The sequence below is a fragment of the Dactylosporangium sp. NPDC000555 genome (genome assembly GCF_040300025.1).
Classification (GTDB): domain Bacteria; phylum Actinomycetota; class Actinomycetes; order Mycobacteriales; family Micromonosporaceae; genus Dactylosporangium.
On record NZ_JBEPDB010000105.1, the window covers coordinates 1 to 25,311 of the forward strand.

Annotated in this window: 25 protein-coding genes and 1 pseudogene; 15 read left to right on the forward strand and 11 right to left on the reverse strand. The window is 73.2% G+C overall.

The window, feature by feature from the left end; all coding sequences use genetic code 11:
- Both ABT297_RS38065 and ABT297_RS38070 read right to left on the reverse strand, forming a co-directional pair.
- Positions 1–275: pseudogene (locus ABT297_RS38065) on the reverse strand (ABC transporter permease); the annotation flags it as partial.
- Positions 272–958, reverse strand: coding sequence for an ABC transporter ATP-binding protein (locus ABT297_RS38070; protein WP_350557435.1), 687 nt, complete (start codon positions 956–958; stop codon positions 272–274). The gene ABT297_RS38070 and the pseudogene ABT297_RS38065, both read right to left, overlap by 4 nt.
- A 153-nt stretch (positions 959–1,111) precedes the next feature.
- Between ABT297_RS38070 and ABT297_RS38075 the strand changes: the two genes are divergently transcribed.
- Together ABT297_RS38075 and ABT297_RS38080 are read left to right on the forward strand one after the other, a co-directional pair.
- The gene (locus ABT297_RS38075) at positions 1,112–2,458 is read left to right on the forward strand and encodes a sensor histidine kinase (protein ID WP_350557436.1); all 1,347 of its coding nucleotides are present in this window, start codon (positions 1,112–1,114) and stop codon (positions 2,456–2,458) included.
- A complete protein-coding gene (locus ABT297_RS38080) occupies positions 2,455–3,150 on the forward strand; it encodes a response regulator (RefSeq protein WP_350557437.1) in 696 nt (231 codons plus the stop codon). The genes ABT297_RS38075 and ABT297_RS38080 overlap by 4 nt, the downstream gene beginning before the upstream one ends.
- Here the strand turns inward: ABT297_RS38080 and ABT297_RS38085 are convergent.
- The 5 genes from ABT297_RS38085 to ABT297_RS38105 all read right to left on the reverse strand — a co-directional run bounded on the left by ABT297_RS38085 (position 3,116) and on the right by ABT297_RS38105 (position 6,590).
- On the reverse strand, positions 3,116–3,430 hold the full coding sequence (locus ABT297_RS38085) for a hypothetical protein (RefSeq protein ID WP_350557438.1): 315 nt from the start codon (positions 3,428–3,430) through the stop codon (positions 3,116–3,118). The genes ABT297_RS38080 and ABT297_RS38085 overlap by 35 nt on opposite strands.
- Positions 3,431–3,511: 81 nt before the next feature.
- Positions 3,512–3,898 carry a VOC family protein gene (locus ABT297_RS38090; protein WP_350557439.1) on the reverse strand — a complete coding sequence of 129 codons (387 nt, stop codon included), beginning with the start codon at positions 3,896–3,898 and terminating at the stop codon, positions 3,512–3,514.
- A complete protein-coding gene (locus ABT297_RS38095) occupies positions 3,895–4,179 on the reverse strand; it encodes an ArsR/SmtB family transcription factor (RefSeq protein ID WP_350557440.1) in 285 nt (94 codons plus the stop codon). Before ABT297_RS38095 ends, ABT297_RS38090 begins: the two co-directional genes overlap by 4 nt.
- 56 nt (positions 4,180–4,235) lie before the next feature.
- Positions 4,236–6,143, reverse strand: a complete 1,908-nt coding sequence (locus ABT297_RS38100; protein WP_350557441.1) for a DUF4118 domain-containing protein — start codon at positions 6,141–6,143, stop codon at positions 4,236–4,238.
- Positions 6,144–6,212: 69 nt separating this feature from the next.
- A complete protein-coding gene (locus ABT297_RS38105; protein ID WP_350557442.1) occupies positions 6,213–6,590 on the reverse strand; it encodes a response regulator in 378 nt (125 codons plus the stop codon).
- Between the two features lie 313 nt (positions 6,591–6,903).
- Between ABT297_RS38105 and ABT297_RS38110 the strand changes: the two genes are divergently transcribed.
- Genes ABT297_RS38110 through ABT297_RS38140 form a run of 7 tightly spaced genes read left to right on the forward strand, consistent with a single transcriptional unit; the run spans position 6,904 to position 13,279 of the window.
- The gene (locus tag ABT297_RS38110; RefSeq protein ID WP_350557443.1) at positions 6,904–7,524 is read left to right on the forward strand and encodes a chemotaxis protein CheW; all 621 of its coding nucleotides are present in this window, start codon (positions 6,904–6,906) and stop codon (positions 7,522–7,524) included.
- On the forward strand, positions 7,521–8,354 hold the full coding sequence (locus ABT297_RS38115; protein WP_350557444.1) for a CheR family methyltransferase: 834 nt from the start codon (positions 7,521–7,523) through the stop codon (positions 8,352–8,354). The genes ABT297_RS38110 and ABT297_RS38115 overlap by 4 nt, the downstream gene beginning before the upstream one ends.
- A gap of 1 nt (position 8,355) precedes the next feature.
- Complete coding sequence (locus ABT297_RS38120; protein WP_350557445.1) at positions 8,356–9,402, forward strand: protein-glutamate methylesterase/protein-glutamine glutaminase; 1,047 nt, start codon at positions 8,356–8,358, stop codon at positions 9,400–9,402.
- Positions 9,395–10,429 (forward strand): methyl-accepting chemotaxis protein, encoded by a 1,035-nt coding sequence (locus ABT297_RS38125; RefSeq protein ID WP_350557446.1) that lies wholly within the window; start codon positions 9,395–9,397, stop codon positions 10,427–10,429. Before ABT297_RS38120 ends, ABT297_RS38125 begins: the two co-directional genes overlap by 8 nt.
- A 23-nt stretch (positions 10,430–10,452) precedes the next feature.
- Complete coding sequence (locus ABT297_RS38130; RefSeq protein WP_350557447.1) at positions 10,453–10,821, forward strand: response regulator; 369 nt, start codon at positions 10,453–10,455, stop codon at positions 10,819–10,821.
- Positions 10,818–11,105, forward strand: a complete 288-nt coding sequence (locus ABT297_RS38135; protein ID WP_350557448.1) for an STAS domain-containing protein — start codon at positions 10,818–10,820, stop codon at positions 11,103–11,105. Before ABT297_RS38130 ends, ABT297_RS38135 begins: the two co-directional genes overlap by 4 nt.
- Positions 11,102–13,279 (forward strand): chemotaxis protein CheA, encoded by a 2,178-nt coding sequence (locus ABT297_RS38140; protein ID WP_350557449.1) that lies wholly within the window; start codon positions 11,102–11,104, stop codon positions 13,277–13,279. The genes ABT297_RS38135 and ABT297_RS38140 overlap by 4 nt, the downstream gene beginning before the upstream one ends.
- Here ABT297_RS38140 and ABT297_RS38145 read toward each other — a convergent pair.
- A complete protein-coding gene (locus ABT297_RS38145; RefSeq protein ID WP_350557450.1) occupies positions 13,183–14,898 on the reverse strand; it encodes a methyl-accepting chemotaxis protein in 1,716 nt (571 codons plus the stop codon). The genes ABT297_RS38140 and ABT297_RS38145 overlap by 97 nt on opposite strands.
- A gap of 185 nt (positions 14,899–15,083) precedes the next feature.
- Here ABT297_RS38145 and ABT297_RS38150 point away from each other — a divergent pair, with 185 nt between their 5' ends.
- Positions 15,084–16,946: a sensor histidine kinase gene (locus tag ABT297_RS38150; protein ID WP_350557451.1), complete on the forward strand. Its 1,863-nt coding sequence runs from the start codon at positions 15,084–15,086 to the stop codon at positions 16,944–16,946.
- A gap of 50 nt (positions 16,947–16,996) precedes the next feature.
- A complete protein-coding gene (locus tag ABT297_RS38155; RefSeq protein ID WP_350557452.1) occupies positions 16,997–17,482 on the forward strand; it encodes a hypothetical protein in 486 nt (161 codons plus the stop codon).
- 14 nt (positions 17,483–17,496) lie between these two features.
- On the opposite strand, the gene ABT297_RS38160 is transcribed toward ABT297_RS38155, so the two are convergent.
- Positions 17,497–18,144 carry a hypothetical protein gene (locus tag ABT297_RS38160; protein ID WP_350557453.1) on the reverse strand — a complete coding sequence of 216 codons (648 nt, stop codon included), beginning with the start codon at positions 18,142–18,144 and terminating at the stop codon, positions 17,497–17,499.
- Positions 18,145–18,193: 49 nt separating this feature from the next.
- Positions 18,194–19,660 carry a wax ester/triacylglycerol synthase family O-acyltransferase gene (locus ABT297_RS38165; protein ID WP_350557454.1) on the reverse strand — a complete coding sequence of 489 codons (1,467 nt, stop codon included), beginning with the start codon at positions 19,658–19,660 and terminating at the stop codon, positions 18,194–18,196.
- Positions 19,661–19,992: 332 nt separating this feature from the next.
- Between ABT297_RS38165 and ABT297_RS38170 the strand changes: the two genes are divergently transcribed.
- A complete protein-coding gene (locus tag ABT297_RS38170) occupies positions 19,993–20,811 on the forward strand; it encodes a mechanosensitive ion channel family protein (RefSeq protein WP_350557455.1) in 819 nt (272 codons plus the stop codon).
- Here the strand turns inward: ABT297_RS38170 and ABT297_RS38175 are convergent.
- Positions 20,798–21,796, reverse strand: coding sequence for a quinone oxidoreductase family protein (locus tag ABT297_RS38175; protein WP_350557456.1), 999 nt, complete (start codon positions 21,794–21,796; stop codon positions 20,798–20,800). The two genes, ABT297_RS38170 and ABT297_RS38175, sit on opposite strands and share 14 nt — an antisense overlap.
- An 87-nt stretch (positions 21,797–21,883) precedes the next feature.
- On the opposite strand from ABT297_RS38175, the gene ABT297_RS38180 reads away from it, so the two are divergent.
- The 3 genes from ABT297_RS38180 to ABT297_RS38190 all read left to right on the forward strand — a co-directional run bounded on the left by ABT297_RS38180 (position 21,884) and on the right by ABT297_RS38190 (position 25,086).
- The gene (locus ABT297_RS38180; protein ID WP_350557457.1) at positions 21,884–22,306 is read left to right on the forward strand and encodes a MarR family winged helix-turn-helix transcriptional regulator; all 423 of its coding nucleotides are present in this window, start codon (positions 21,884–21,886) and stop codon (positions 22,304–22,306) included.
- A gap of 175 nt (positions 22,307–22,481) precedes the next feature.
- Entirely contained in the window at positions 22,482–23,675 is a 1,194-nt protein-coding gene (locus ABT297_RS38185; protein WP_350557458.1) for a PQQ-binding-like beta-propeller repeat protein, read from the forward strand.
- A 115-nt stretch (positions 23,676–23,790) separates the two neighbouring features.
- Complete coding sequence (locus ABT297_RS38190; RefSeq protein ID WP_350557459.1) at positions 23,791–25,086, forward strand: SdiA-regulated/phytase-like domain-containing protein; 1,296 nt, start codon at positions 23,791–23,793, stop codon at positions 25,084–25,086.
- The last annotated feature ends 225 nt before the right edge of the window (positions 25,087–25,311 follow it).

Consider the following 25,311-nt stretch of genomic DNA (forward strand, 5'->3'; position numbering starts at 1 on the left):
GTCGGGAACGGGCCGGCGGCGGCGGTCACCCCGGCGGCGTGTGCCGTGGCGGACAGTTGCTCGGCGGTCACCTTGCCGGCATCGAACTGCGCGGCCAGGTGTGCGCCGTGCTGACGGGAGAACGCCCGCGCGAACGGCGCGGAGGAGGCGACGAGCAGCCCGACGGCGAGGACGGACGCGGTCACGGCGAGCAGGGTGGTCAGGGTCATCACGACGGTCTGCACCCGGCGCCGCCCGACGCCGGAGCGGACCACCCGCCCCAGCCCGCCGCTCACGCGGAGACCTCGCTCGCGAGGCGGCCGTCGACCAGGGAGATGGTGCGGGTCGCGCAAGCCTCGGCCAGGGCCAGGTCGTGGGTCACCAGTATCAGGGTCTGGCCGTCGCGGTTGAGGTCGGTGAGCAGCCTGCGGACCTCCTGACCGGACGCGGTGTCCAGCGCCCCGGTGGGCTCGTCGGCCAGCAGCAGCGGCGGCCGGTTCATCAGCGCCCGGGCGACCGCGACCCGCTGCCGTTCGCCGCCGGAGAGCCGGCCGGGGAACGCCTTGCCGTGGCGCGCGACGCCGAGATACGACAGCAGCTCGTCGGCCCGTTGCAGGGCGTTGCGCCGCGGTACCCCGGACAGCTGCGCCGGCAGCAGCACGTTGTCGAGCACCGTGAGGTCGTCGAGCAGGTTGAAGAACTGGAAGATCATGCCGATGCGGCGGCGCCGGTACTGGGCGGAGGCCGCCTCGCCGAGCCGGTCGACCCGCACCCCGTCGACGGTCACGGTGCCGCCGGTCGGCCGGTCCAGCCCGGCGACGAGGTTGAGCAGCGTCGACTTGCCGCTGCCGGACGGGCCGAGAACAGCCAGCGCCTCGCCGGCGCGCACCCGCAGGGTGAGCCCGTCCAGCGCCGCGGTACCGCCGTCGTATCGCTTGGTCACGTCGTCGAACTCGATCAGTACGTCGTCTTCTGCCATGGTTGTGGACGCTAGGCGCGCGACGCGGCACGGCACGTCGGCCGCGGTGGCGGTTTCGCGTCGTCCGCGGTGCGCAGGACCGGCGGTGTCATCATTGCGATGTACGCACCGTTCGGGACGCGCCACCGCGGGCCCGTCGGCCAGACTGGGCGGGTGAGGGTTCGGGAGGCGATCGCGCGTGGCCGGCGGGCCGCGGTGGCCTGGCTGCGGGTGGAGACGCCGAGCCAGCCCCGGCTGACCGGGTGGGCGTGGGCGGCGGACATCATCCTGGCGCTGCTGCTGGCGGCGGGCGCGGTCAACGCCACGACCGAGCCGCACTACGCGGGCGGCGACGTGCCGCTGCGCATCCAGTTGGGCGTGCCGCCCCCCGAACCGCCGGCCCAGGAAGCTCCCGTGCCGCCGCTCCCGTTCGACCCGGCGGACCCGTACGGATTCCGGTGGCCCTCGCCGCGCGACGACGACCGGGGCCCGGCCGGCCCGCTGCTCGTCGTCGCCGCGCTCACCGCGCTGCCGCTGGCCACCCGCCGCCGGTACCCCCTGGCGTCGTTCCTGGTCATCGCGGTGTGCGCGTTGCGCATCTACCGCCTCGACACCGATCCGACCTGGACCGTGATCGCCTCCGTCGTGGCCGCCTACAGCGCGCCGATGTACAGCCGGTACCGCAACCTGGCCCTCGCCAGCGTCGTCCTCGCCGCCGCGCTCGTGGTCGGCTTCAACCGCGACAACCTGCCCGGCCTGCCGTCCGGCCTGGTGACGTTCCTGCTGCTGTCGTCGGTCGGCCTGGCCGCCAACGCGATCCACACCTGGCGGCAGCGGGCCCGCACCCTGGAACGGGAGCAGGAGGCCGCGACCCGCCTGGCTGTGGACCGCGAGCGGGCCCGGCTGGCCCGCGAGCTGCACGACGTGGTCACGCACAACGTGAGCGTGATGGTCGTGCAGGCCGGCGCGGCGCGCAAGGTCATGGACGCCTCGCCGGACATGGCGAAGGAGGCCCTGCTGGCGGTGGAGGCCGGCGGCCGGGCCGCGATGACCGAGCTGCGGCAGGCGATCGGCCTGCTCACGGTCGACAGCGACGGCACCGACCTGACGCCGCAGCCGGGCCTGGGGCAGCTGCCGGACCTCGCCGCGCGGGTGCGCGAGACCGGCGTGCCCGTCGAGCTGACGGTGACGGCCGGCAGCCCGGCGGGGACGGTGCCGCCGGGCGTGGGCCTGGCCGCCTACCGGGTGGTGCAGGAGGCGCTGACCAACGCGGTGAAGCACGCCGCCGGGTCGAGCGTGTGGATCACCGTGTCGGCCGCCGGCAGCGTGCTGCGGGTCGAGGTCGTCGACGACGGCGGCGCCTCGGCGAGCGGGCACGGCAGCGGGCGCGGGTTGATCGGGCTGCGGGAGCGGCTCGCGCTGTACGGTGGCACGCTGACCGCCGGCCCGCGCCCGACGGGCGGCTTCCGCGTGGTCGCGGAGATTCCGCTGACCGAGAACGCCGAGAGGGAGGACGCTTGACCGCGCCGCTGCGGGTCGTGATCGCCGACGACCAGATGCTGGTGCGCACCGGGTTCCGGATGATCCTCACCGTCGACGGGATCGAGGTCGTCGCCGAGGCCGCCAACGGCGTCGAGGCCGTGGAGGCGGTGCGGCGCACGCTGCCCGACGTCGTGCTCATGGACGTGCGCATGCCGGAGATGGACGGCCTCGAGGCGACCCGCCGCATCCTGTCCGGCCCCGCCGACACCGCCGGCACCGCGCCGCGGGTCGTCATCCTCACGACGTTCGACCTGGACCGGTACGTGTACGCGGCGCTGTCGGCTGGGGCCAGCGGCTTCCTGCTCAAGGACGTCAGCCCCGAGCAGCTCGTGGCGGCCGTGCGGCTGGTGCGGGCCGGCGACGCGCTGCTGGCGCCGGCGATCACGCGGCGGCTCATCGAGCGGTACGCCTCCCGGGATGCCCGCACCGCCACGCTGCACCGGGATCTTTCGACGCTGACGCCGCGGGAGGTGGAGGTGCTGACGCTGCTCGCGCGCGGTCTGAGCAACGCCGAACTGGCCGAGAGCCTGCGCCTCAGCGACGCGACGGTGAAGACCCACGTGGCGCGGATCCTCTCCAAGTTGCGGCTGCGCGACCGGGCGCAGGCGATCGTCGTGGCCTACGAGACCGGCCTGGTCACCCCGGGCTCGGCGGGGCACCGCAGGCCGTGAGCACGACGAGCCGCTTGGCCGCGGCGGCGAGCGCGGTGCGGCCCGTCGCGGCCGCGGCGAGCCCCGGGATCGCCGGCGGCGGGCCGGGTGGCCGGCCACCGGCTCGGGCGGCGGCGACCGCGAGGTCGATCAGGCCGGCCAGGCCCGGCCGGGGCCCGGCGGCGAGCAGCGGCGGCAGCGCCGCTCGTGCGCCGTCTCCCGCCCCGGCCAGCAGGTCGGCGAGCCCGTCGAGGTCGGCCTCGTCGATCCGCGCGCACACCTCGCGCCACAGCTCGTCCACGGCGACCCATCGTGCCAGCACCCGCCCGTGCCCGCTGTCCCCCGATCGGGCTCCGGCGGCCGCGGGCGGGTGCCGTCCTGGTTACTGCGCCGCGATCTGGATGAGGTTGCCGCAGGTGTCGTCGAAGACGGCGGTGGTGACCGGCCCCATCTCGGTCGGCGGCTGGGTGAACACGACGCCGGCCGCGACGAGCCGCTCGTGCTCCTTGTGCACGTCGTCGACCGCGAACGACGTCCACGGGATGCCGTCGGCGACGAGCGCCTCCCGGAACGGCTTCACGGCCGGGTGGCTGTCCGGCTCGAACACGAGCTCGACGCCGTCGGGCTGCTCGGGCGACACGACGGTCAGCCAGCTCACGCCCTCGCCGAGCGGGATGTCGGTCTTCTTCACGAACCCGAGCACCTCCGTGTAGAAGCGCAGGGCCTTGGCCTGGTCGTCGACGAACACACTCGCCAGATTGATCTTCATCGGGGCTCCTTCGGGCGCCAACGGTCGACGATGGCCTCGAGCGGGCCGGCGTCGACGTGGTGGAACTTGTACCGCCCCTCGCGCCGCGTCCGCAGCAGGCCGGCGGCCTCGAGGACCTCCAGGTGCTGCGAGATCGCCTGCCGGGACGAGGTGATCGCGTGCTTCATGGCCAGCCGGCCGCACAGCTCGAACAGCGTCTGACCGTCACGCTCGGTCAGCTCGTCGAGGATCGTACGCCGGGTCGCGTCAGCGAGCGCCCGGAAGACGTCACCGTCTGCCATACCGTACAGCATATGCAAGTGATGGCTTGCCTATCAAGCCCGGAACACCGCCGATCTCAGCGCTGTGCCGGCACCTGGCGAACGAGGGCCGGCTGCTCGCCGGTCCGGATCGGGATGGTCGCGAGCAGGGATGTGCCGCCGTTCGGCGGGCTTGTCACGACCATGTGCCCGCCCAGGGTCTCGACGCGGTCCCAGAGGCCGGTGAGTCCGGAGCCCCGGGCCGGGTCGGCACCGCCGACGCCGTCGTCGCGGATGGCGAGCCGGAACATGTCGGGCTGCGTGGTGACCTCGACCCGCACCACCGACGCGCCCGAGTGCCTGGCCGCGTTCGTCAGCGACTCCGACACGACGTAGTACGCGGCGATCTCGACCGGCGCTGGCGGGCGGCGGGCGGAACCGTCGACGTGCAGCTCGACCGGGATCGCGGACCGGCGGGCGAGCATCTTGATCGCCGGCACCAGGCCACCGGTGCCGAGGACCGCCGGATGGATGCCCCGCGCCAGTTCCCGCAGGTCCGTGGCGACCTCGGTGAGGCTCGTCGCCGCGCGCGCCATGTGCGCCCGCAGCTGCTCGGGCCGTATCTCGGTCTCCTCGGCCGCCCGGAGCTCGAGGCTGATGGCGATGAGGTGCTGCTGCGCACCGTCGTGCAGGTCGCGTTCGATGCGCTGGCGCGTCTCGTCGGCGGCGGTGGCGATGCGGGCGCGGGACGCGATGAGCTGGGTACGGCTGTCGGCATTGGCGATGGCGGTGGCGGCGAGGTCGGTGAAGTCCGTGATGCGCGCCTCCGCGTCCTGCGGCAGGGGTTCGGGCCGGGCGGAGGTGACGATGATGGTGCCCCACAGGCGCCCCCCGACGAGGATCGGCACCGCGACCGCCGAATGGATTCCCAGCTCGCGCCTGCGCGTGCTGCCGGGGTCGGCGCCGCAGCGCGAGTCGGCCCGCACGGCGCGGCCCGTGCGCCGCACGAGCTCGGCGACGCTGCCGGTCTCGAGCTTGCCGGTCTCGGACGGCGCCGTGGCCGGCCCGCGGCTGCCGGCGAGCGCCATCAGGCCGGGCTGGTTGGTCGAGACGATCGTGACCGTGTCGTCGGGCTCGTAGTGCAGCAAGGTCGTATGGCGGTCGTCCAGGAGCCGGCTGACCTCCGCGGTGACCGCACGGAAGACCTCGGCCGGGTCGACGGCGCGCGCGACGAGGGTCGCCACCCGTCGCAGTGCGACCTGCTGGGTCGCGAGCGCCTGGAGTTCCTCCCCTCGCGCGGCGAGCGTGTTGACCATCGCCGCGCGTTCGCGTGCGGCGTACAGCAGCGACGCCAGCGGCGGGACCACGCGCTGCCGCAGGCGGTCCACCTGGCGTTGCGGCAGACCGGCGGGCACGCGCAGCGCTCCCAGCAGGGTGCTGTCATGCTCGAGCGGCAACACGGTCTGCCGGGCATCACCGGCCGGGCCCGGGACCGCCGGCCTGGCTTCGATCGCCGCCATGGGCAGGTCGAACGCGCTCCTGATCTGCTGGGCCACCGCGGGCAGGACCGAGTCGACGTCATTGTTGTTGTCGAGCAGCAGGCGGGCCATGTCGGCGGTGAGATCGGACTCCTGGACCCGTGCGGCCCGCATGCGGGACTGGCCCGCCAGGGCGCTGGCCACCGCCGCCACGCCGATGAAGACCCCGATCGACATGACGTCCCGGACGTCGGAGTCGACGAGGCTGCCGATGGGATGGACGAAGAAGAGGACGAACACGGCGACGCTCGCCAGCGCCGTGGCCACCCCGAGCCACCATCCCCAGACGATCGAGACCACCACGACGCCGAGCAGGTAGATCACGCTCGGCGTGGACTCCCCCGTGAAGGCGTGCATAGGGTAGGTGAGCAGGGTCTCCAGCACCAGGAACAGCAGCGCGACCAAGATCCCTAGCCACGTGGGCGGGGGCGTCGGCCGCACCAGGATCGACAACGGGCTCACGCGCATGTCGCCACTTTAGTCCGGTTATGTACCACCTCGGCCGCACCGCCGGCACCCATCGGCGACGGCCGGCGACTACGTACGCCCACCCTCCAGGGCACCCTGGATCGTCTGCGCCGACAGTTCCGCCTTGTCCACGAACGCGACGGCGGGACTGTCCTGGAGCAGATCCATCATCTCGTCCTTGTCGTGGCTGGAGATCAGGATGACCTGGACCGCCCACCGCCGGGCCCGCACGTCCGCCTCGATGCGTTCGGCCAGCGCGAACCCGCTCTCCGCGCCCAGGTAGACGTCCACGAGGACGACATCCGGCCGGAGGGAGTCCACCCCGGCTATGGCCTGCGCGCCGTCCTGCGCCACTCCCACGACGCTGATCCCTTGACTGCTCAAAGCCCGCTCGGCCGCCGCGAGAAACGCGGCCGAGTCGTCCACTATGAGACACCGGATGCCCATCGAACCCAGCCTCCCGGCCGAACCGGCAAGAGGCTCCCGCACACACCAGACGAAACCTCCGGCCAACCGTAACGCGTGCGCGACGATGGACGCATTCCCGCCCGGCGGCGCAGCACGCCACTGCCCTGGTTCCCGCACCGGGCGGTCCTAATCCGCGTCATCGGGCGAGGCCGCGGTGGACCGTGCCGGCGTCCGCACCATCACCGCCGGGGACGCGCCGCGAAGGCGGCGACGCCGGAAAGGCTACAGACCGGCCCGCCGGCGCCGATCAGCGAACCGTAGGACGGTTCCGGAACACAGGGCGGGCAGACCGGTGAGCACCACCACGGCAGACGACGCACAGCGCGCCGGCGGCGCCGAGGCCGGGCGATACCTGACGTTCACGCTGCACGACGAGTCGTACGCGCTGGACATCTTCCACGTCATCGAGATCATCGAGTACCGCCCGCTCACGGCGGTGCCGATGGCCCCCGACTTCGTCCGGGGCGTGATCAACCTGCGCGGCCGGGCGGTGCCCGTCGTCGACCTCGGCATCCGGTTCGGCCAGGGCGTCACGGCCGTGGCCCGGCGCACCAGCGTGATCATCGTGCACGGCGGCGACGCCGACGGCGCCGACGGCCAGGACATCGGGATCCTGGTCGACATGGTGAACAAGGTCGTCGGCTTCGGAGCCGGCGACGTGGAGCCGACGCCGACGTTCGGCACCGGCATCCAGCCCGAGTTCATCAGCGGGATGGCCCGCCGCGAGCACGACTTCATCATCGTCCTGGACCTGGAGCGGGTCCTGTCCCCGGGCGACGTCGCGGACCTGGCCCGCGCCGGCCGCGACTCGCCGGACGAAACCTCGCGACCGGTCCGGAGCGAAGCGGAGGGGCCGGTCGCGATGGGCACTGCTCGCAGGTCATGCGGCCGGAGCGAAGCGGAGGACGCGTGACCGGGGCGCTCGCTGCGCCACCGGAGATCACCGGCGCCGAGTTCGCGGCGATCAGCGCGCTGCTGTACCAGCGTACGGGCATCCGGCTCGTGCCGGGCAAGGAGACGCTGGTCATGGGGCGGCTCGGCCGGCGGCTGCGCCAGCTGGGCCTGGACGGCTACGGCGACTACGTGCGGCTGCTGCACCAGCCCGACGGGCAGGAGCTGGGTCAGGCCATCGACCTGCTGACGACGAACGAGACATCGTTCTTCCGCGAGCCGCAGCACTTCGACTACCTGCGCGAGGCGATCGTCCCGGCGCACCCGCCGGGACACATCCTCCGGCTGTGGAGCGCGGCCAGCTCGAGCGGCGAGGAGGCGTACACCGCGGCGATGGTCCTGCTGGAGCGGCCGCCGGCCGGCTCGTGGGAGATCGTCGGCACCGACGTGTCGACCCGGATCGTCGCCGGCGCGCGGCGGGGCCTCTACCCGATCGAGGCCGCCGGGCGGATCCCGCCGGAGCTGCTGCGCCGGTACTGGCTCAAGGGCCGGGACGAGTACGCGGGGCTCATGGCGGCCGGCGCGACGCTGCGGGAGAGGGTCCGGTTCCGCTACGCCAACCTGCTCGACGACCTGCGGGACCTGGGGCGCTTCGACGTCATCCTGCTGCGCAACGTCATGATCTACTTCGACCTGCCGACGAAGGCGGCGCTGATCCAGCGGCTGCAGGAGATGCTGTACCCCGGGGGTCACCTGATCGTGAGCCTCTCCGAGTCGCTCAACGGCATCCCGTCGCGGCTGCGCATGGTCCGGCCGTCGATCTACCGGCTCCCGGCGGGGCCCCATGGCTGACATGGTCCCCAAGCTCACGATCCGGACGCTCATCGTGGACGACTCGGCCGTGGTGCGGCAGGTGCTGTCGGCCCGGCTCGGCGCGGAGCCCGGCATCGAGGTCATCGGCGTCGCCGCCGACCCGATCTTCGCGATGAAGCTCATGAACCGCACCTGGCCCGACGTCATCGTCCTCGACATCGAGATGCCGCGGATGGACGGCCTCACGTTCGTCAAGCAGGTCATGTCGATCCGGCCCACCCCGATCGTCGTGTGCTCCACGCTCGTCGGCCGCAGCGCCCGGACCAGCCTGGACGCCCTGGCCGCCGGCGCGGTGACCGCGGTGGCGAAGCCGGAGAGCGGGCTCAAGCGCTACCTCGAGGACGACGGCGGCGGCATCGTGCCCGCGGTACGCGCGGCGGCGGCCGGCCGGGCCCGCCGCGCCGAGCGTCCCGCGTCCCGCCTGCCGGAGCCGGACCGCCCGCCGCGCCCGGCGGGCAGCGCCGAACGGCGCGTCGTGGCGATCGGCACCTCCACGGGCGGCACCCAGGCGCTGGAGCGCGTCCTCACCGCGCTGCCCGCAGGGGTGCCGGGCCTCGTCGTGGTGCAGCACATGCCGGAGCGCTTCACCGCCGCGTTCGCCGGCCGGATGAACGAGCTGTGCGCGGCCGAGGTGCGGGAGGCGGCCGACGGCGACCGGGTCCGCGGCGGGCTGGTCCTCGTCGCGCCCGGCGGGCGGCACCTGGAACTGCTGCCCGACGGGCCGGGCTACCGGGTCAGGGTGTTCGACGGCCCGCCGGTCAACCGGCACCGGCCCTCGGTCGACGTGCTGTTCCGGTCGGTGGCCAAGGCCGCCGGCCGACACGCGCTGGGCATCATCATGACCGGCATGGGCGACGACGGCGCCCGGGGACTCCTGGAGATGCGCCGGGCCGGCGCCGCCACCGTCGCCCAGGACGAGGCGACCTGCGTCGTCCACGGCATGCCGAAGGAGGCGGTCCTGATCGGGGCCGTCGAGCGAGAGGTGCCGCTCCCCGCGATAGCAGAGGTGATCCGCAATCATGGCTGAGGTCCTGTACATCGTCCTGGCCCTGCTGGCCGGGCTGGCCGCCGGGTTCGCGGCCGGGAGGTCCCGCCCGCGGGCCGCCGAGGCGCCGCCCGCCGAGGCGCCCGACGCCTTCCGGCGCGGCGTCGGCGAGTTCGCCGGCGCGGTGGCCCCGGTCTGGTCGGCCCAGATCGAGTCGTCGCGCACCCAGATGGAGTCCGGGATCGGGGCGATCACGCAGCAGTTCGGCCAGATCGTCGACAACCTGGACTCGCTGCTCAGCTCGTCGCAGACCGCGCTGGGGCAGGCCGCCGGCGGCACGGGGTCGTTCGACCGGGGCCGGGAACGCCTCGGCAACGTGGTGGACACGCTCGACAACGCGCTGAAGGCCAAGCGCCAGGCGGTGCGCGACCTGGCCGGGCTCGCCGGGTTCAACGACAAGCTGAAGCAGATGACCGCCGAGGTCGCGCAGATCGCCGCGCAGACCAACCTCCTGGCGCTCAACGCCTCGATCGAGGCGGCCCGGGTCGGCGCGGCGGGCGCCGGCTTCGGCGTGGTGGCGCTGGAGGTCCGGCAGCTCGCCGACCGCTCCATGGAGACCAGCGTGCAGATGGCGGAGAAGGTCGCGAACATCGGTACCGCGATCGAGTCGATGCTGGCCACCGCGGAGGGCGACGCGGAGCGGGAGGGCGTCGCGGTCGCCCGGGCCAACGGCGACGTGCAGGAGGTCGTCGACGACCTGCAGGGCGTCGTCACCCGCTCGCAGGAGTCCTCGCAGCGCATCGAGCGGGCGGCCGTGGGGATCCGCGCCGCGATCTCCGACGCGCTGGTGAACCTGCAGTTCCAGGACCGGGTCGGCCAGGTGCTGCAACACCTGCAGGACAACATCGGGCGGCTGCCCGGGCACGTGGCCGAGGCGCCGCCGACCGGGCCGCGGGCGCGCCCGCTGCTCGACGAGCTCGAGCACGCCTACACGATGCAGGCGGAGCGGCACGCGCACCGGGCGGGGGCGGTGACCGAGGTCCCCCGGTCCGAGATCACGTTTTTCTAGATCACGTCTCGCAGGAGGACTGCATGTCCAAGACCGTTCTGGTCGTCGACGACTCGGCCTCGGTACGCCAGGTCGTCACGATCGCGCTGAAGGGCGCCGGCTACGAGGTCATCGACGCCGTCGACGGCCAGGACGCGCTGCGCAAGCTCGACGGCCGGCGCGTCCACCTGGTCATCTCGGACGTCAACATGCCCAACATGGACGGCATCACCCTCGTCGGCGAGATCCGCAAGCAACCCGCCTACCGGTTCACGCCGATCATCATGCTGACCACCGAGTCGCAGGAGGAGAAGAAGCGGCAGGCCCAGACGGCCGGCGCCAAGGCGTGGGTGACGAAGCCGTTCCAGCCGGCACAGATGCTCGCCGCCGTGTCGAAGCTGATCGCGCCGTGACCGCTGCGGCGCCGGCCCGGCTGGAGATCGAGGGCGAGCTGACCATCCTCACCGCGGCGGAGTACCACGAAGGGCTCCTGCGGCTCCTGACCGGCGGACAGGACCTGGAGGTCGGGCTGGCCGGCGTGACCGAGTTCGACACCGCCGGGCTGCAGGTGCTGATGCTGGCCCGGCAGGAGGCGCGGCGGCGCGGCGTCCCGCTGCGGCTGACCGGCCACAGCGCGGCGGTCCTCGAGGTGCTGGCGCTGGCCTGGCTGACCCCGGACCTGGGGGCGGCGGCATGAACGAGGACGACATCCGCAGCGCGCTGGACACGTTCATCACCGAGGCGCGCGAGCTGGTGCAGGACTTCGAGGAGGGGCTGCTCGATCTGGAGTCCCGGGCCGACGGGCCGGAGGCGGTCAACGCGCTGTTCCGGGCGATGCACACGCTGAAGGGCTCCTCCGGGCTGTTCGGGCTCAAACATCTGGTCGCGTTCACGCACGTGCTCGAGTCGGTCCTGGACGAGCTGCGGGAGGGCCGGCTGCGGGTCACCCCCGGGCTGGTGAGCGCGCTGCTGCCCTGCGCCGACCACATCACGGTCCTCGTCGACGCGGTGGCCAGCGGCCGCAGCGAGCCGAGCGCCGCCGAGCAGCAGGTCAGCGAGCGGCTGCTCGACGGGCTGACGCCGTTCCAGGGCGGCGCGGGGCCGGGCGCGGCCCCGCAGCCCCCGCCGCCCGGTGCGGCGCGCACCTGGCTGCTGAGCCTCTGGTTCGGGCCGGACTGCCTGCGCAACGGGATGGACCCGCTGTCGTTCCTGCGGTACCTGTCGACCATGGGCACGGTGGTCAGGCTGATCACGGCCGCCGACGCCCTGCCGCGCGCCGACGAGGCCGACCCCGAGCGCTGTTACCTCGGCTTCGAGGTGGAGTTCGTCACCGAGGCCGCGAAGTCCGACATCGAGAACGTCTTCGAGTTCGTCCGCGAGGACAGCTCCATCCGCATCCTGCCGGCCGACAGCGCCGTCGAGATCATCGAGGCGCTGCCGGACAACGACCGGCTCGGCGACCTGCTGCGCCAGGGCGGCGTGGTCACCGACCTGGAGCTGGACCGGGCGCTGCGGATCCAGCACACCGCCGACGCGGCGGGCCGGCCGCTCGGCGAGATCCTCGTCCAGGAGCGGATCGTCCAGCAGCCGGTCGTCGACGCCGCGCTGAGCCGGCAGCGCAAGACCGCCGACGGGCGCTCGCACGACAACCAGACGATCCGCGTGTTCGCGTCCCGCCTCGACCGGCTCATCGACCTCATCGGCGAGCTGGTGATCGCGCAGGCCGGCGTCGGTACGGCCGACGGGGTCTCCGAGGAGCAGGCCCACGTGCTGCGGCTGGTCGAGGAGGTCCGGCACACCGCGCTCTCGCTGCGGATGGTGCCGATCGGCACCACGCTGCGCCGCTTCGAGCGGGTCGTGCGCGACGTGTGCGTCGACCTCGACAAGAACGTCGACCTGGTGATCACCGGCGGCGAGGCGGAGATGGACAAGGCCCTCGTGGAGCGCATCGGCGACCCGCTGCTGCACCTCGTACGCAACGCCCTGGACCACGGCATCGAGTCCCGCGCCGAGCGGGAGCGGGCCGGCAAGCCGGTCCGGGGGCGGTTGCGGCTCAACGCCTTCCACGACGCCGGCAGCTTCGTCATCGAGGTCTGCGACGACGGCCGCGGCCTGGACCGCGAGCGCATCCTGGCGAAGGCCACCGACCGCGGGCTGATCGCCCGCACCGCGGTGCTGAGCGACCAGGAGGTCTACGCGCTGATCTTCGAGCCGGGCTTCTCCACCGCCGAGGCCGTCTCCGACCTGTCCGGCCGCGGCGTGGGCATGGACGTCGTCCGCGGCGCCATCACCGCGCTGCGCGGCAGCATCGAGCTGCGCAGCACGCCGGGCGCCGGTACCACCATCCAGATCCGCCTGCCGCTCACGCTCGCGATCATCGACGGGTTTCTGGTCGGCGCCGGCGACTCGCACTTCATCGTCCCGCTGGACCGCGTCACCGAGTGCGTGGAGCTGCCCGCCGACGCCTGGGGCAGGTCGTTCATGCACCTGCGCGGCCAGGTGCTGCCCTACGTGCGGCTCCGGCAGGCGTTCGGCCTGCCCGGGCGGCCGCCGCGCCGGCAGAGCGTGGTCGTGATCGAGCACTCCGGCCAGCGGGCCGGGATCGTCGTCGACCAGCTCCTCGGCCAGTCCCAGACGGTGATCAAGCCGCTCGGGAAGCTGTTCCAGGATGTACGGTGCGTCAGCGGCTCGACCATTCTCGGCAACGGCGACGTGGCGCTCATCCTCGACATCGACGCGCTGATGTCCCAGCATGTGGCCCGGGACCGGCTGGCTCAGAACCGGTCGAACTTCGTCTCGTCGATGTCGGGCACCGTGACCTCGGCGGGGCGGCCCGGCGAGTGGGACGCGACGGCGACCGCCGGCCACTGAGTGCGCTCCTTGCCGTTGTGCCGATACGCGCCGCGGTCGTAGGGGGCGCGGGCGACGGCCCGCGGCGGCGCGGCAGCGTCGGTGGTGAAGAACGTCATCAGCTCCTGCAGCTGCAGGGTCTGCGCCGCCATCTGCTCGGCGGTGGCCGCGAGCTGCTCGCTGGACGACGCCGTCTGCTCGGTGACCTTGCCGATCTGGGACATCGCGACGTTGATCTGGCGCACGCCGGTGGCCTGCTCGTTGCTCGCGGCCGCGATCTCCTGCACGAGGTCGGACGTCCGGGTGATGCTGGGGATGATCTGGCCGAGCAGCTCCCCGGCCCGCTCCGCGGTCTGCACGCTGTCCGCCGCCAGCTCGCTGATCTCCTGGGCGGCGATCTGGCTGCGCTCGGCGAGCTTGCCGACCTCGGTGGCGACCACGGCGAAGCCCTTGCCGTGCTCGCCGGCCCGCGCCGCCTCGATCGTGGCGTTGAGCGCCAGCATGTTGGTCTGGAAGGCGATGTCCTCGATGATGCCGATCTTGCCGGTGATCTGCTTCATCGCGTCGACGGTCCGCTGCACCGCGTCGCCGCCCTCGTGGGCCTCGCTCGCCGCCCGACCGGCGATACCCTCGGTCGTGGTCGCGTTGTCGCTGTTCTGGCTGATGCTCGCGGTCATCTGCTCCATGCTCGCCGTCGTTTCCTCGACGCTGGCCGCCTGCTCGGTCGCCGCCTGCGACAGGCTCTGCGACGCGCCGCTGATCTGGTTCGAGGCGTTGCCGAGCTGGTGCGTCGACTCGATCACGGTGCGGACCGTCTCGCCGAGCCGGTCGAGGGCGCTGTTGAGCGCGCCGCCCATCCGGCCGACCTCGTCCTGGCTGTACACCGCCAGCCGCTGGTCGAGCCGGCCCTGCGCCAGACCCGAGAGCACGGTGACCGTCTCGCGCAGCGGACGCGACACCGCCCGGACCACCACGGTGACCGCGGAGAACGTGATCAGCACCGCGAGCACGGTGAGCGCGATGAGCAGCAGCTGCGCCGTGCCGTAGTCGGACGACGAGGCGGCGAGCGCCGCCTGCGCGGCGGCCCGCTCCAGGTCGACGAGGCCGCTCAGGGCGTCGGAGATCCGCGCGGCGATCGGGTCGACCTCCTCCCGGCTGATCCGGTTGTACTCCTGGTAGTTGTTCGCGCGGGCGGCCGGTTTCGCCTTGTCCTCGAGCACCTTCCGGTAGTCGGCCCAGGCGGCGGTGAAGCCGTCGCGGCCCGACTGCGAGGCGGCGTCGGCGCCGCTGGCGACGAACGCCTTCCAGCTCTCGTCGAGCGCCCTGACGGCGGCGTCGACGCGACCCACGGCGGCGTCGTTCTCGGCGGGCGACTGGGCCAGCGCGAGGCCGCGGGCCTGGAGGCGGATCTCCTTGTAGTCCGTCGCGACCATGTCGAGCAGCTGTATCGAGCGCAGGTTCCGCTCGTACAGCGACTCGAGGCGGTCCTGGCTGTTGCCGAGGTACAGCAGGCCGATCAGCCCGACCGCCGCCAGCAGGGCGCACACCACGATGGCGACGACCCGTAGCTTCCAGGCGACGGACAGGTCGCGGAAGGCGGACCTCACGGACCGGCGGCGCGGGCTCGTTGCTGTGCTCATGGCTGCGGCTCCCCCTGTGGCGGTTCTCATCCACACCCATCGGATCCGAGCCGCCCGGCCTGAGCGTTCCGCGCGCCCCCGGCCGCGGTCGCGCCGGCGAGGTCGTTGCGGTGCTGGCCGGAGGCGGTCGCGATAGGCTGGGCGGAGGCGTCGTGTCTTGACGCGAGGTGGATGGGCGGTCGCTGATGCGGGCGCGCCTGATGGCGCTGATCCTGAGCCCGAAGCCGCCACCGTTTGCGCTCGGGCTGCTGGTCGCCGCGGTGCTCATCACCGTGGAGACGGTGCTGCTGTTCGCCCTGCGGCCGGGGACGCCCGAGGGTGCCCGAAGCGTGGTGTACCTGTGCGGTGTGCTGATCATCTCCAGTCTGTGGGGCGCCGGCCTCGGCATCCTCACCTCGGTGCTCAGCGCCCTCGCCTTCAACTACTTCCACATCCGCCCCTACTGGAGCTTCAACCTCGTTCCGCGGCGGGATCTGCTCAGCGTCGCGGTCTTCATCGCGGCCGGGCTGTTGACCAGCTTCCTCGCGGACCTGGCCCGGGCCCGCGCCGCCGAGGCAGCGGATCGACGGCAGGAGGCCGACCTCGCCGCCGAGCTGGCCCGCCTGATGCTGCGCGCCGACGACCTGCGCTCGGTCCTCGCTCCGGCGTCCCAGCGAATCGCGGAGGTGTTCACGCTGCGGTCCGCGGCCATCGATCTCGGGCCGATCGCCGAGGACGATGCGCGGGCCGAGTTGCCGCTGCGGGATCACGAGACCCGGCTGGGCGCCCTGCTGATCCCGGCCGACCTGCCGGAAGGGACGCTCGAGCGCCTGAGGCAACGGCTGGTTCCGTCGCTGGAATCGCTGCTGCGCGCGGCGATCGACCGTGAGGTGATCAACAACTCGCTGCGGGCCAGCCGTGAAGAGGCCACGTTGCTGATGGAGGAGCAGGCGGCGTTGCGGCGGGTGGCCACCCTGGTCGCGCAGGGGTCCCCGCCGACCGAGGTGTTCGGCGCGGTGGCCGAGGAACTGCGCCAGATCCTCGGCCTCCGCAACACGGCGCTCATCCGGTACGAACCGGACGGCACCTGCACGCTGGTCTCGGGCCGCCACGAGCCCGGCATCGAGATGCCGCCCGGGACGCGCATCAAGCTCGACGGGGACTGCCTCTCGGGGATCATCAAGCGCACCGGAAGCTCGGCCCGCGTGAGCTACGCCCGCGCCGCGGGTCCCACCGCCGCGATGCTGCGCGAGATGGGCATCCGTACCGGGATCGCCGCTCCCGTCATGGTCGAGGGTCGTCTTTGGGGCGCCACCCTCGTCACGACCAGGTCGCCCGTGCCGATATCGGAGGCCGCCATGGCGCGCCTGGTCGACTTCACCAAGCTGCTCGCGACGGCGATCGCCAACGCCGACAGCCGGGCCCAGCTGACCGCCTCCCGCGCCCGCATCGTCGCCGCCGCGGACAACACCCGCCGCCAGCTCGAGCGCGACCTGCACGACGGCACGCAGCAACGCCTCATCTCGCTCGCCCTGCACCTGCGCTGGGTGGAAGCGTCGGTGGTGCCACCCGGCTACCACAGGATCAGGAAAGAGCTGACCCTCGCCGCGAACGGCCTGACCGACGCCTGCAACGACCTGCGGGAGATCTCCCGGGGCCTCCATCCGGCGATCCTGTCCAAGGGCGGGCTGGGCCCGGCGCTGAAGGCGCTTGCCCGCCGCAGCCCGGTTCCGGTCGAGCTCACCCTGAACATCGACCAGCGGCTGCCCGAGCGGGTCGAGGTCACCACGTACTACATCGTGTCCGAGGCGCTCACGAACGCCGCCAAGCATGCCCGGGCGACGGTGGTGCACGTCGACGCCGAGGCCCGGGACGCGGCCCTCGGGCTCTCGATCCACGACGACGGCATCGGGGGAGCCGGCACCGGCAGCGGTACCGGACTGATCGGCCTGCTGGACCGCACCGAGGCAGTCGGCGGCAAGCTGGAGGTCGTGAGCCCGATCGGCGGCGGCACGACCCTCAGGGTCAGCATTCCGATCGACGCGACCGACCCGTGCGACGCGGCCTGACCGACAACCCATCCGGTTTCGCGGTGCGCTTCGCGGGTATGCCGTACGCCATGTGGCGGAGCATCCTGGCCGGCGCGGCCGCCGGCGCCGCTGGTACCACGGCCCTCAACGCCGTCGGCTACGCGGACATGGCGTGGCGCGGCCGGCCCGCGTCGAGCGCGCCCGACCGGGTCGTCGAGCGGATCGCCGAGCGGATCGACCAGTCCGTGCCCGGCGAGGGCGAGACCCGCGGCAACCGCGTCTCCGGCCTCAGCGGCCTGTCCGGCACGCTGACGGGCGTCGGCATCGGCGCGGCGGCCGGGCTGCTGCGCGCCTGCGGGGTACACATCCCGCCGGCCGCGGGCGCGGCGGTGTTCGGCGCGGCCGCGATGGCCGCCACGGACGGCTCGATGGCGGCCCTGCGCGTGAGCGACCCGCGCACGTGGTCGGCGAAGGACTGGGTCAGCGACGCCGTGCCGCACCTGGCGTACGGCGCGGTGACGGCCACCGTCCTGGACGCCCTGACCCGGCCGCGGACGCGACGCCTCTCGCGCTGACTCCTGTCCCGGGCTCAGAGTCCGAACGCTTGCGCGACCTGCAAGGTCAGGTCGTCCGGGGTCGTCGCGGTGTCGACCTCGATGACGTGCAGGTCGAGCCGCGCCGTTTCCTCACGAAGGCGTTCCGTGAACATCCGATCACGCTCGAGCAGGTTGCGCAGGGCGCCTTCCGGGTCGCTCGTCTGGCCGAGGAAGGCCCACGACGACCCGCCGCGGCTGTCGAACACGGCCCGCCGGAAGCCGGGCGTCGGGAGGAGCCAGACGGCGTGCAGAGGCGCGGTGAGCAGCGGCATCACCAGGCGCGGCAACAGCCGGAAGCCCTCGGCGATCACGCCGGGCTCCGCCGGCAGGCGCAGGAGGTCCTGGACGATCAGGCCGAAGCTCTCGCCCCGGTACCAGTGGAATGTCTCCAGCATGACCTGCGGGGATCGGTTGACCCATCGCTCGTCCATGTCCATGGCCATGAACTCGCTCAGCCGCGGGGAGTCCTCGGCTGAGCTGCGGCCGGCATGATCCGGCATCACATCGTCGGTCGCATAGACGCGCAGACCGTGCCGGTCCGCCAGTTGACGAGCGATGGTGGACTTGCCCGCACCGCTGCCGCCGCCGATCCAGTAGACGTGCCGTAGCCGTGCGTCGCCGGCAGTCTCTTCATGCCGCACGGCTCGCAACCTTACCCGCGCCGCGGGCTGCTGGCTGCCCGGACCGCGGTCAGCGCGCCGGTGCCGCGGTCGAGTCGTTCAGCATGGCCAGCGCGGCCGGGATGGCATCGGCGACCCGGTCGAGGTCCGGCACGGCGCGGTGGTCGGCGTGCAGTCCTATGTGGACGGAGTCCCGGTACGTCGACACGGCGATGGCGAGCTCCTGTCCGTGGGCCAGCGGCGCGATGGGGTATACGTGCTGGAGCGGGCCACCGGCGAGCGCCATCGGTCGTGAGGGGATCGGGACGCTGGTGATCGTCGTGTCGAACAGCAACGGGCCGGCACGGCGCAGCAGCGGGATGGTGAGGTGCTGCGCCGCGGCCGGGAGCCGGTCGGCCAGCACCGGGAACGCTCCGGGGCCGCGGGCGAATCCGGCGGCCTTGTTGCGGTCCATCGCCGCGCGGATGTCGTGCAGGACGCTGAGCGGGCCGTCCCTGTTGTGGACCGGCAGGTCGCACAGGTACCCGGACAGGACGTTGCGCCGACGCGGCTCCGCATGGCGGCTGCGTTGGCTGACGGGAATGAACGCCCGGACGGTCAGGGCCTGCGGCGAGCGGCCGTTGGCGAGGGCCCAGCGTTGCAGGGCGCCGGTGATGACGGCGAGCAGGACGTCGTGCTCGGTGCCGCCGTGGCGTTTGCGTACCTGCCTGACGTCATGGGTGTCGAGCCGGGCGACGACGAGCCGGCGTGCCGCGGCCGATCGGTCCGTCGGCACCGCGGGTTCGCGGCGTTGGCCGTCGCCCCTGGCGAGCAGTGCCGGCAGCGCGCCGAGACGGGCGTGGGACAGCACCGAGGCGGCGATGCCCACGCTGTTGGAGGCCAGTCCGAGCGCGCGGGGAAGCTGCAGGGCGTCCTGCGCCAGTCCGGTGATGGCACGCGCCGTGCGGGTCGCCCGCTCGGCGGCCGGCAGCGCGATCGGCGGGATGAACGGCACCAGGAAGGACGGGACCGCCGGGCCCTCGTCGGGCTGGTCGGGCTCGCCGGGTCGGCGGTCGGCGAACCCGTCGAGGAGGCGAAGACCGAGCTCGACCGTACGAAGGCCGTCGGCCATGGCGTGGTGCAGCTTGATCAGCACGGCGAACCCGCCGTCGGGCAGGCCGGTCAGCAGGTGCAGTTGCCACAGGGGCCGGTTCAGGTCGAGGGGCTCGGCCATCAGCTCGCCGGCCAGCATTGTCATCGCATCCGGTTCCGGTTTCCGCCCGTCAGGGTCCAGCTCGTGCAGGTGCAGATGCCGGGCCAGGTCGAACGCCTTGTCGGGGGTCCACGCCGCACCGCCGAGCGGCAGCCACGTGGCGCGGATGCGCTGGCGCAGCGCCGGTATCCGCATGAGGCGCTCGGCGAGCACCGAGACGAGTTGGGCGGCCGCGATCAGTTTCCGCGGAGCGAACACCGCGAGTGCGCCCAGATGCATCGGCGCGCCCGGCGACTCCAGGCGCAGGAACGCCGTATCAAGGCAGGTCAACCGCTCGTCCTCCACCGACAGCCTCTCTCCTGGCGATGCTGGCCACGGTGCCCCGCACTCGCAGGCGTGGCGCACGCGGTACCAATGTCGCAACTTCGGGTGTCCCGGCCGGCGCGCGCGCCCGAACCTCACCCGGCACGGGCCTCGAATCACCCAGGACGAACGAGGACGGCAGCGGGCCGCGGTGACGCAACCGTGAGTAACGGCATGAGAACACTCGGCCGCCGGATCGCGCGCCGATCCGTCCCGTTCGGGGGCTATGTCACATCTTCCGGCCGGGTGCGCTGCGGCCTCGGGGCGGCGCGTAGGGTCGCTGGCGTCGATGGACTCGCGGAGGGAGTGGCGGCATGTGGCGGACGGCGGCCCGGCGCAACGGCGGGACGGCGAGCACTCCTGGTGCGCTCGATTCGTCACCCCCGTCCGGGGCACGGGTGCGTCCCGAGTTCCGCAAGACCGTCGTCTTCGGGCTGATCGCGCTGGCCGCGCTGATCGCCGGCCACGAGGTCGGCGGGGTGCACGCCGCCTCGATCCGGGTCCGGTTCATCGCGTACGGCTGCGCGGCACTCGTCGCCGCCTTCGGCGTGGCCGCCAGTCGCACGACCGCGCGGGAGGTGCAGCGCATCGCGGTGGCGCGGGCCGGTGACGTCGCCGGCACCCCGCTGCGGCTGGTGGTGCTGCTCGGCGGATATCTGGTCACCGCGATCACGGTGTGTGACCTGGTCGGCCTCCAGCTGAGGCAGCTGCTCGTCGGCGGCGCGATCACCGGCATCATCCTCGGCCTGGCCGCCCAGCCGGTGCTGAGCAACCTGTTCGCCGGGCTCGTGCTGCTGTTCGCCCGGCCGTACGTGCCGGGCCAGCAGGTCCGCGTGATGTCCGGCGCGATCAACGGTCCGCACGTCGGCGTCATCGTCTCGGCCGGCCTGCTGTACACCAAGCTGGAGACCGCCGACGGGCCGCTGAACATCCCGAACTCGTCCCTGCTCGCCGCGGCGGTCGGCCCGGCAACCACGAAGCCGGAGCCGGAGGAGCAGGAGACCTTCGCGGCGGCGCCCTCCGACGACGGCGCCGCCGCCGCCCTGGCCACGGTCGTCGCGGGCGCCGAGTCCGGCTTGAGCGCCGGCGAGCAGAACGGCCGCGCCGGCGAGCGCAGTCCTATCCGACCTTGAGGGCCAGCTTCCCGACATAGTGATCATTCAGGGCGCGATGAGCATCCGCGGCTCGCTCCAGCGGGAAGCTCCGGGCGACGTGGACCTCGAAGGAGCTCGCCTCGATGATCGCGTTCAGCCGATCGGTGCCGGCACGGCTTCGATCCCCGTCGTAGTAGGACACCGCCGCGCCCGGCGCCGTCACGGGCACGGGCAGGACACCGTTCGGCCAGGCGATCCGTCCCGAGTTCTTGATCGCGCGAAGAGACCGTTCGGCGGTCTCGCCTCCCGCGGTGACCAGAGCCGCATCGAGCCCGTCCGGTGCGAACTCGAATGCCGCGGCCAGCACGTCGTCCTTGCGACCGTCGACGACGGCGTCGGCGCCCAGCCGCCGGGCCAGGGCGACACCGTCGTCACCGGAGGCCACGGCCAGCACCCGGATGCCATGGTGCCGCGCCAGCTGCACGGCCAGGTGCCCGATACCCCCGCCGGCCCCGAAGACCATGAGCGTCTGGGCCGGCCGCAGGCCGAGCAGGTCGAGGCCGCTCAGTGCGGTCACGGCATCCCAGGCCATCGCGCCGGCCTGTTCGGCCGGCAGCCGGTCGGGCACCCGCGCCACGAACTCCGCCGCAACGACGCCGTACTCGGCGTAGAAGCCGCCGCGCGGCACCGGCATCGACGCGGCGTAGACACGCTCGCCCACCTCGAACCGGGTGACGTCGCGACCGACCGCGGCCACCGTGCCCGCCGCGTCCCAGCCGAGGACGTAGGGGAAGGTCGACGCGACGCCGAAGAGGCCGTCGTAGCCCCCCGTTCGCTCGAACGCGTCCCAGGACCCGACCCCCGCGAACTCCACCCGGATGAGGACGTCGTCGTCGCCGAGAACCGGCAGCGGTATTTGGCGCGAGGAGAGCTCGCCGACTCCGCCGAACCGGTCGAGGACGACCGCGTTCATCCGCGGCCCCACGTTCGCGCCGCCCGCCGTGCGTTCGACTCTGCTGTCCATCGGCCCTCCATGTTTACTTGATTGAATCAAGGATCATTGGACCACAGCTATTTGAGTGAATCAAGTAACTCCGTTAGGCTGGGAGCCATGGCGCTGCCGAACGGACCCGTAACCGCCTCGTCCGAGGCCGAGGCCGTCCTGTTCGACCTGGTCGACGTGTACGACCGCGCCTACGAGGCGGCCGCGGCCGAGCTGTCGCTCAGCTCGGCGCAGGCATGTGTGCTCGGGCGACTCGACGAGCGACGCGGCATGGGCGCCCTGGCCGAGGAGCTCGGCTGCGATGCCTCCAACATCACCCAGATCGTCGCGCGCCTGGAGGCGCTCGGCCTCGTCACCCGCGAACCGAATCCCCGGGACCGCCGCGCACGACTCGTCGCGCGAACCCCCCGGGGCGACGAGATCAACCACCGGTTCGCAACGGCCTTCACCTTCGCCCGCGCGGCGATCGGACGACTCTCACCCGACGAACAGGACCAGTTGACGGCGCTGCTGCGCAAAGCACTGGGCTGACGCGGCCCGCCACGGGCGGCGCGGGACGGCACAACGACGCTCGGGTGGCACGAGTTGCGCGGCGATGTCGCGGCCATTCGGGCGGGCTCGGCCGTTCGGGCAGACCTCGCCGACGCCGTCGCCGCTCGCCGGATTTCGCCCGCCGGGACGCGCGGTGCCCGCTACGGTCGCCGACATGCCCTTCGCCCGATTTGCCGGGAACATCGCGCCACGCTGGTGGCGTCGTCTGTCGCTCCTCGCCGTGCCGCTCGCCGTGCTGGCCGGGGTGCCGGCGGTCGCGGCGGTGTCCGCGACAACGTTGCCGGCGCCGTCGTTCGACGGCCCCGTCCATGCCGTGGCCTACCGCGGCAACGTGGTGTACGTGGGCGGCGAGTTCACGGCCGCGGTCGTGAACGGGCGCCGCATCCCGCGGCAGCGGCTGGCCGCGTTCGACGCCCGCACCGGCGCGCTGCTGGGCTGGGCACCGCCGGCCGACGCCACCGTCCGGGCGCTCGCCGTCGCCGGCAGGACGGTCTACGCGGCCGGGGACTTCAGTGCCGTCGGCGGCGTGGCGCGGCAACGGGTGGCGGCGCTGGACGCCGACCGGGGCACGGACACCGGGTTCCAGCACCGGATCGCCGGCCAGCCGACCGCCCTTGCCGTCGGGCACGGCCGGCTGTACGTCGGCGGCCGGTTCAGCAGCGTGGACGGCACCGCGCGCGCGAACCTCGCCGCGTTCACCGTCGCCGACGGCGCGCTCGACACCGGGTGGGCGGCGGGCAGCGACAACACCGTCACCGCCCTCGCCGTCACCACCGACCGGGTGTACGTCGGCGGCCGCTTCCACCGCGTCAACGGCGTGAACGCGCTGCGGCTGGCCGCGCTCGACACCGTCACCGGGGCGCTGGACCGCAGCTTCCGGCCCAACCCGCCGGCGATCGTGCTGGGCGTCGCCACCGACGCCGCCGCGAGCCCGCCGGGCAGCGGCTCCGGCGGCGGGGCGGTGATCGCGGTGGCGATGGGCGGGCAGGGTGGCCGCGCGGCCGGCTACACCCGCACCGGCGAGCTGCGCTGGCAGCGGGTGTTCGACGGCGACGTGCAGGCGGTGGCCGTACTCGATGGGATCAGCTACCTGGGCGGGCATTTCGACACGGCGTGCACGACCACCCGCAACCAGGCGCGCGGCATCTGCACCGACGGGGCCACGACCCGGATCAAGCTCGCCGCGGTCGACCCGGCCGGGCGGCTCACCGGCTGGGCACCGCAGGCCAACGGGATCGTCGGGGTGCGGGCCCTGGCCGCGAGCCCGGTCACCGGGACCGTCACCGCCGGCGGCGAGTTCACCACGATCGGTGGCATCGTGCAGAAACGTGTCGCCGTCTTCGGCTGACCCCGCACCGTCCGGCGAGGCGCTCCGCTGCCGCCGTCGCGCGCCTGGCCCCCGCGACCGACGCGAATCGGTGGGCCGTCGCGCCGGCGTAATGCGGCCCTGCGACAATCGGCGGGTGCGGCGTCCAGGCAGCGCTGTCCGAACAGCATGGCAACCGGCGCTGACCGGCGGGCTGCTCACCGCCGCGCTGCTGGCCGTCCTCGCCGCGCCCGCCGGCCGGTCGTACCCACCAGCCGCGACTCCTCCGCCGCAGGCGGAGGAGTCCGTCACCGGGCCCACGCACACCGCAACGCCCCCGCCGATACCCCCAGAGGAGCGGAGCGCGGCGGCGGACCCGGACACCGTGTGCACGATCAGCGACCCGCGGGCCGTCGGCCTGTCCGGGCTGCTCGCCACCCCCACCGGCTACCTCGTGCAGAACGACCGCAGCCCAGGCGCACAGGGCGTGTTCGGCGTGTTCGTCCTGGACCACGCCTGCGCGGTGACAGCCACCGTCACCTACCCGGGCGACACGATCGACCCGGAAGACCTCGCCACCGCACCCGACGGGACCGTCTGGGTGGCCGACACCGGCGACACCGACATCACCGACCCGCGCCGACGCCGCGAAACCGTCACTCTGTGGCGATTTCCCGACCCCGCCACCATCGCCTCCGGCACGGGGGCGCCCGAGCCGTATCCGCTGCGCTACGCCGACGGCCCGCACAACGCCGAGGCCTTGCTGTTCGACCATGACAGCCGGCCGATCCTGGTCACCAAGGACGCCACCGGCGGTGCCGGGCTCTACACCACCCGCGGCCCGCTGCGGCCCGGCCCGGAACCGGACGTGCTGTATCGGGTCGGGACGTTTCAGCCGAATCGGTCCGGCACCCGCAACCCGTTCGGGTCGCTCGGCACCGAGGTCGTCACCGGCGCCGCCGTCGCCCCCGACCGCAGCTGGGTCACCCTGCGCACCTATGCCGACGCCTACACCTGGTCCACCGCGGGCCGTGACCTGCTCGCCGCCGTCACCACCGGTACTCCCGCCATCACCCCGCTACCCGACGAGCCGCAGGGCGAGGCGATCGCCGCCAGCATCGACGGCCAGGCGCTGCTCACCGTCTCCGACCAGCCCGGCCCCACCCGCCTCTTGCGCTACACCCCGACCGCCTGGACCAGCACCTGGCCCGCCGACACCCCACCCCCGCCCGCCGACGCCGGACCGGCCGGACCGGCCGCCGACCCGGCGATGCCATCCCGGCTGCCGCACCGCACCGACCTGACCGCCGCCGTCGCCGTCGGCCTCGTCATGGTCTCGGTGGGTCTGCTCGGCATCCGCCTCGCTCGCCGCCGGGCCGGACCCGCGCCGGACACAGCCGTCCCCCGGCCGGCGGCCCGGCGACGGGAACCGTACGACCCAGCGGTGACGTGAGAGATCTCGCTACAGTGATACCCGCCCGCCCCACCACGACGGCGCGTCCATCCGACCGAAACCCTGGAGCCAGCTCGTGACCTCGCCCGGTGCGCCCGACCAGACCAGCGACGGCGCGCGCATCGACGCCGACCGGCCACACCAACGTCACGAACCCGCCGACCCGCCGCCCTACTGGAAGACTGAGTTCCCCAAGGCGTTCGGCAAGCAGTACCAGCCGGCGAA

Bases quoted from the DNA above. Each gene is read 5' to 3' on its own strand.
- ABT297_RS38070 (WP_350557435.1), bottom strand. From the start codon at position 958: ATGGCAGAAGACGACGTACTGATCGAGTTCGACGACGTGACCAAGCGA.
- ABT297_RS38100 (WP_350557441.1), bottom strand. From the start codon at position 6,143: ATGCGCGTGAGCCCGTTGTCGATCCTGGTGCGGCCGACGCCCCCGCCC.
- ABT297_RS38180 (WP_350557457.1), top strand. From the start codon at position 21,884: ATGGCGCTGCCGAACGGACCCGTAACCGCCTCGTCCGAGGCCGAGGCC.
- ABT297_RS38145 (WP_350557450.1), bottom strand. From the start codon at position 14,898: ATGAGCACAGCAACGAGCCCGCGCCGCCGGTCCGTGAGGTCCGCCTTC.
- ABT297_RS38155 (WP_350557452.1), top strand. From the start codon at position 16,997: ATGTGGCGGAGCATCCTGGCCGGCGCGGCCGCCGGCGCCGCTGGTACC.
- ABT297_RS38105 (WP_350557442.1), bottom strand. From the start codon at position 6,590: ATGGGCATCCGGTGTCTCATAGTGGACGACTCGGCCGCGTTTCTCGCG.
- ABT297_RS38150 (WP_350557451.1), top strand. From the start codon at position 15,084: ATGCGGGCGCGCCTGATGGCGCTGATCCTGAGCCCGAAGCCGCCACCG.
- ABT297_RS38125 (WP_350557446.1), top strand. From the start codon at position 9,395: ATGGCTGAGGTCCTGTACATCGTCCTGGCCCTGCTGGCCGGGCTGGCC.
- ABT297_RS38130 (WP_350557447.1), top strand. From the start codon at position 10,453: ATGTCCAAGACCGTTCTGGTCGTCGACGACTCGGCCTCGGTACGCCAG.
- ABT297_RS38175 (WP_350557456.1), bottom strand. From the start codon at position 21,796: ATGGACAGCAGAGTCGAACGCACGGCGGGCGGCGCGAACGTGGGGCCG.
- ABT297_RS38090 (WP_350557439.1), bottom strand. From the start codon at position 3,898: ATGAAGATCAATCTGGCGAGTGTGTTCGTCGACGACCAGGCCAAGGCC.
- ABT297_RS38095 (WP_350557440.1), bottom strand. From the start codon at position 4,179: ATGGCAGACGGTGACGTCTTCCGGGCGCTCGCTGACGCGACCCGGCGT.
- ABT297_RS38185 (WP_350557458.1), top strand. From the start codon at position 22,482: ATGCCCTTCGCCCGATTTGCCGGGAACATCGCGCCACGCTGGTGGCGT.
- ABT297_RS38170 (WP_350557455.1), top strand. From the start codon at position 19,993: ATGTGGCGGACGGCGGCCCGGCGCAACGGCGGGACGGCGAGCACTCCT.
- ABT297_RS38140 (WP_350557449.1), top strand. From the start codon at position 11,102: ATGAACGAGGACGACATCCGCAGCGCGCTGGACACGTTCATCACCGAG.
- ABT297_RS38120 (WP_350557445.1), top strand. From the start codon at position 8,356: ATGGTCCCCAAGCTCACGATCCGGACGCTCATCGTGGACGACTCGGCC.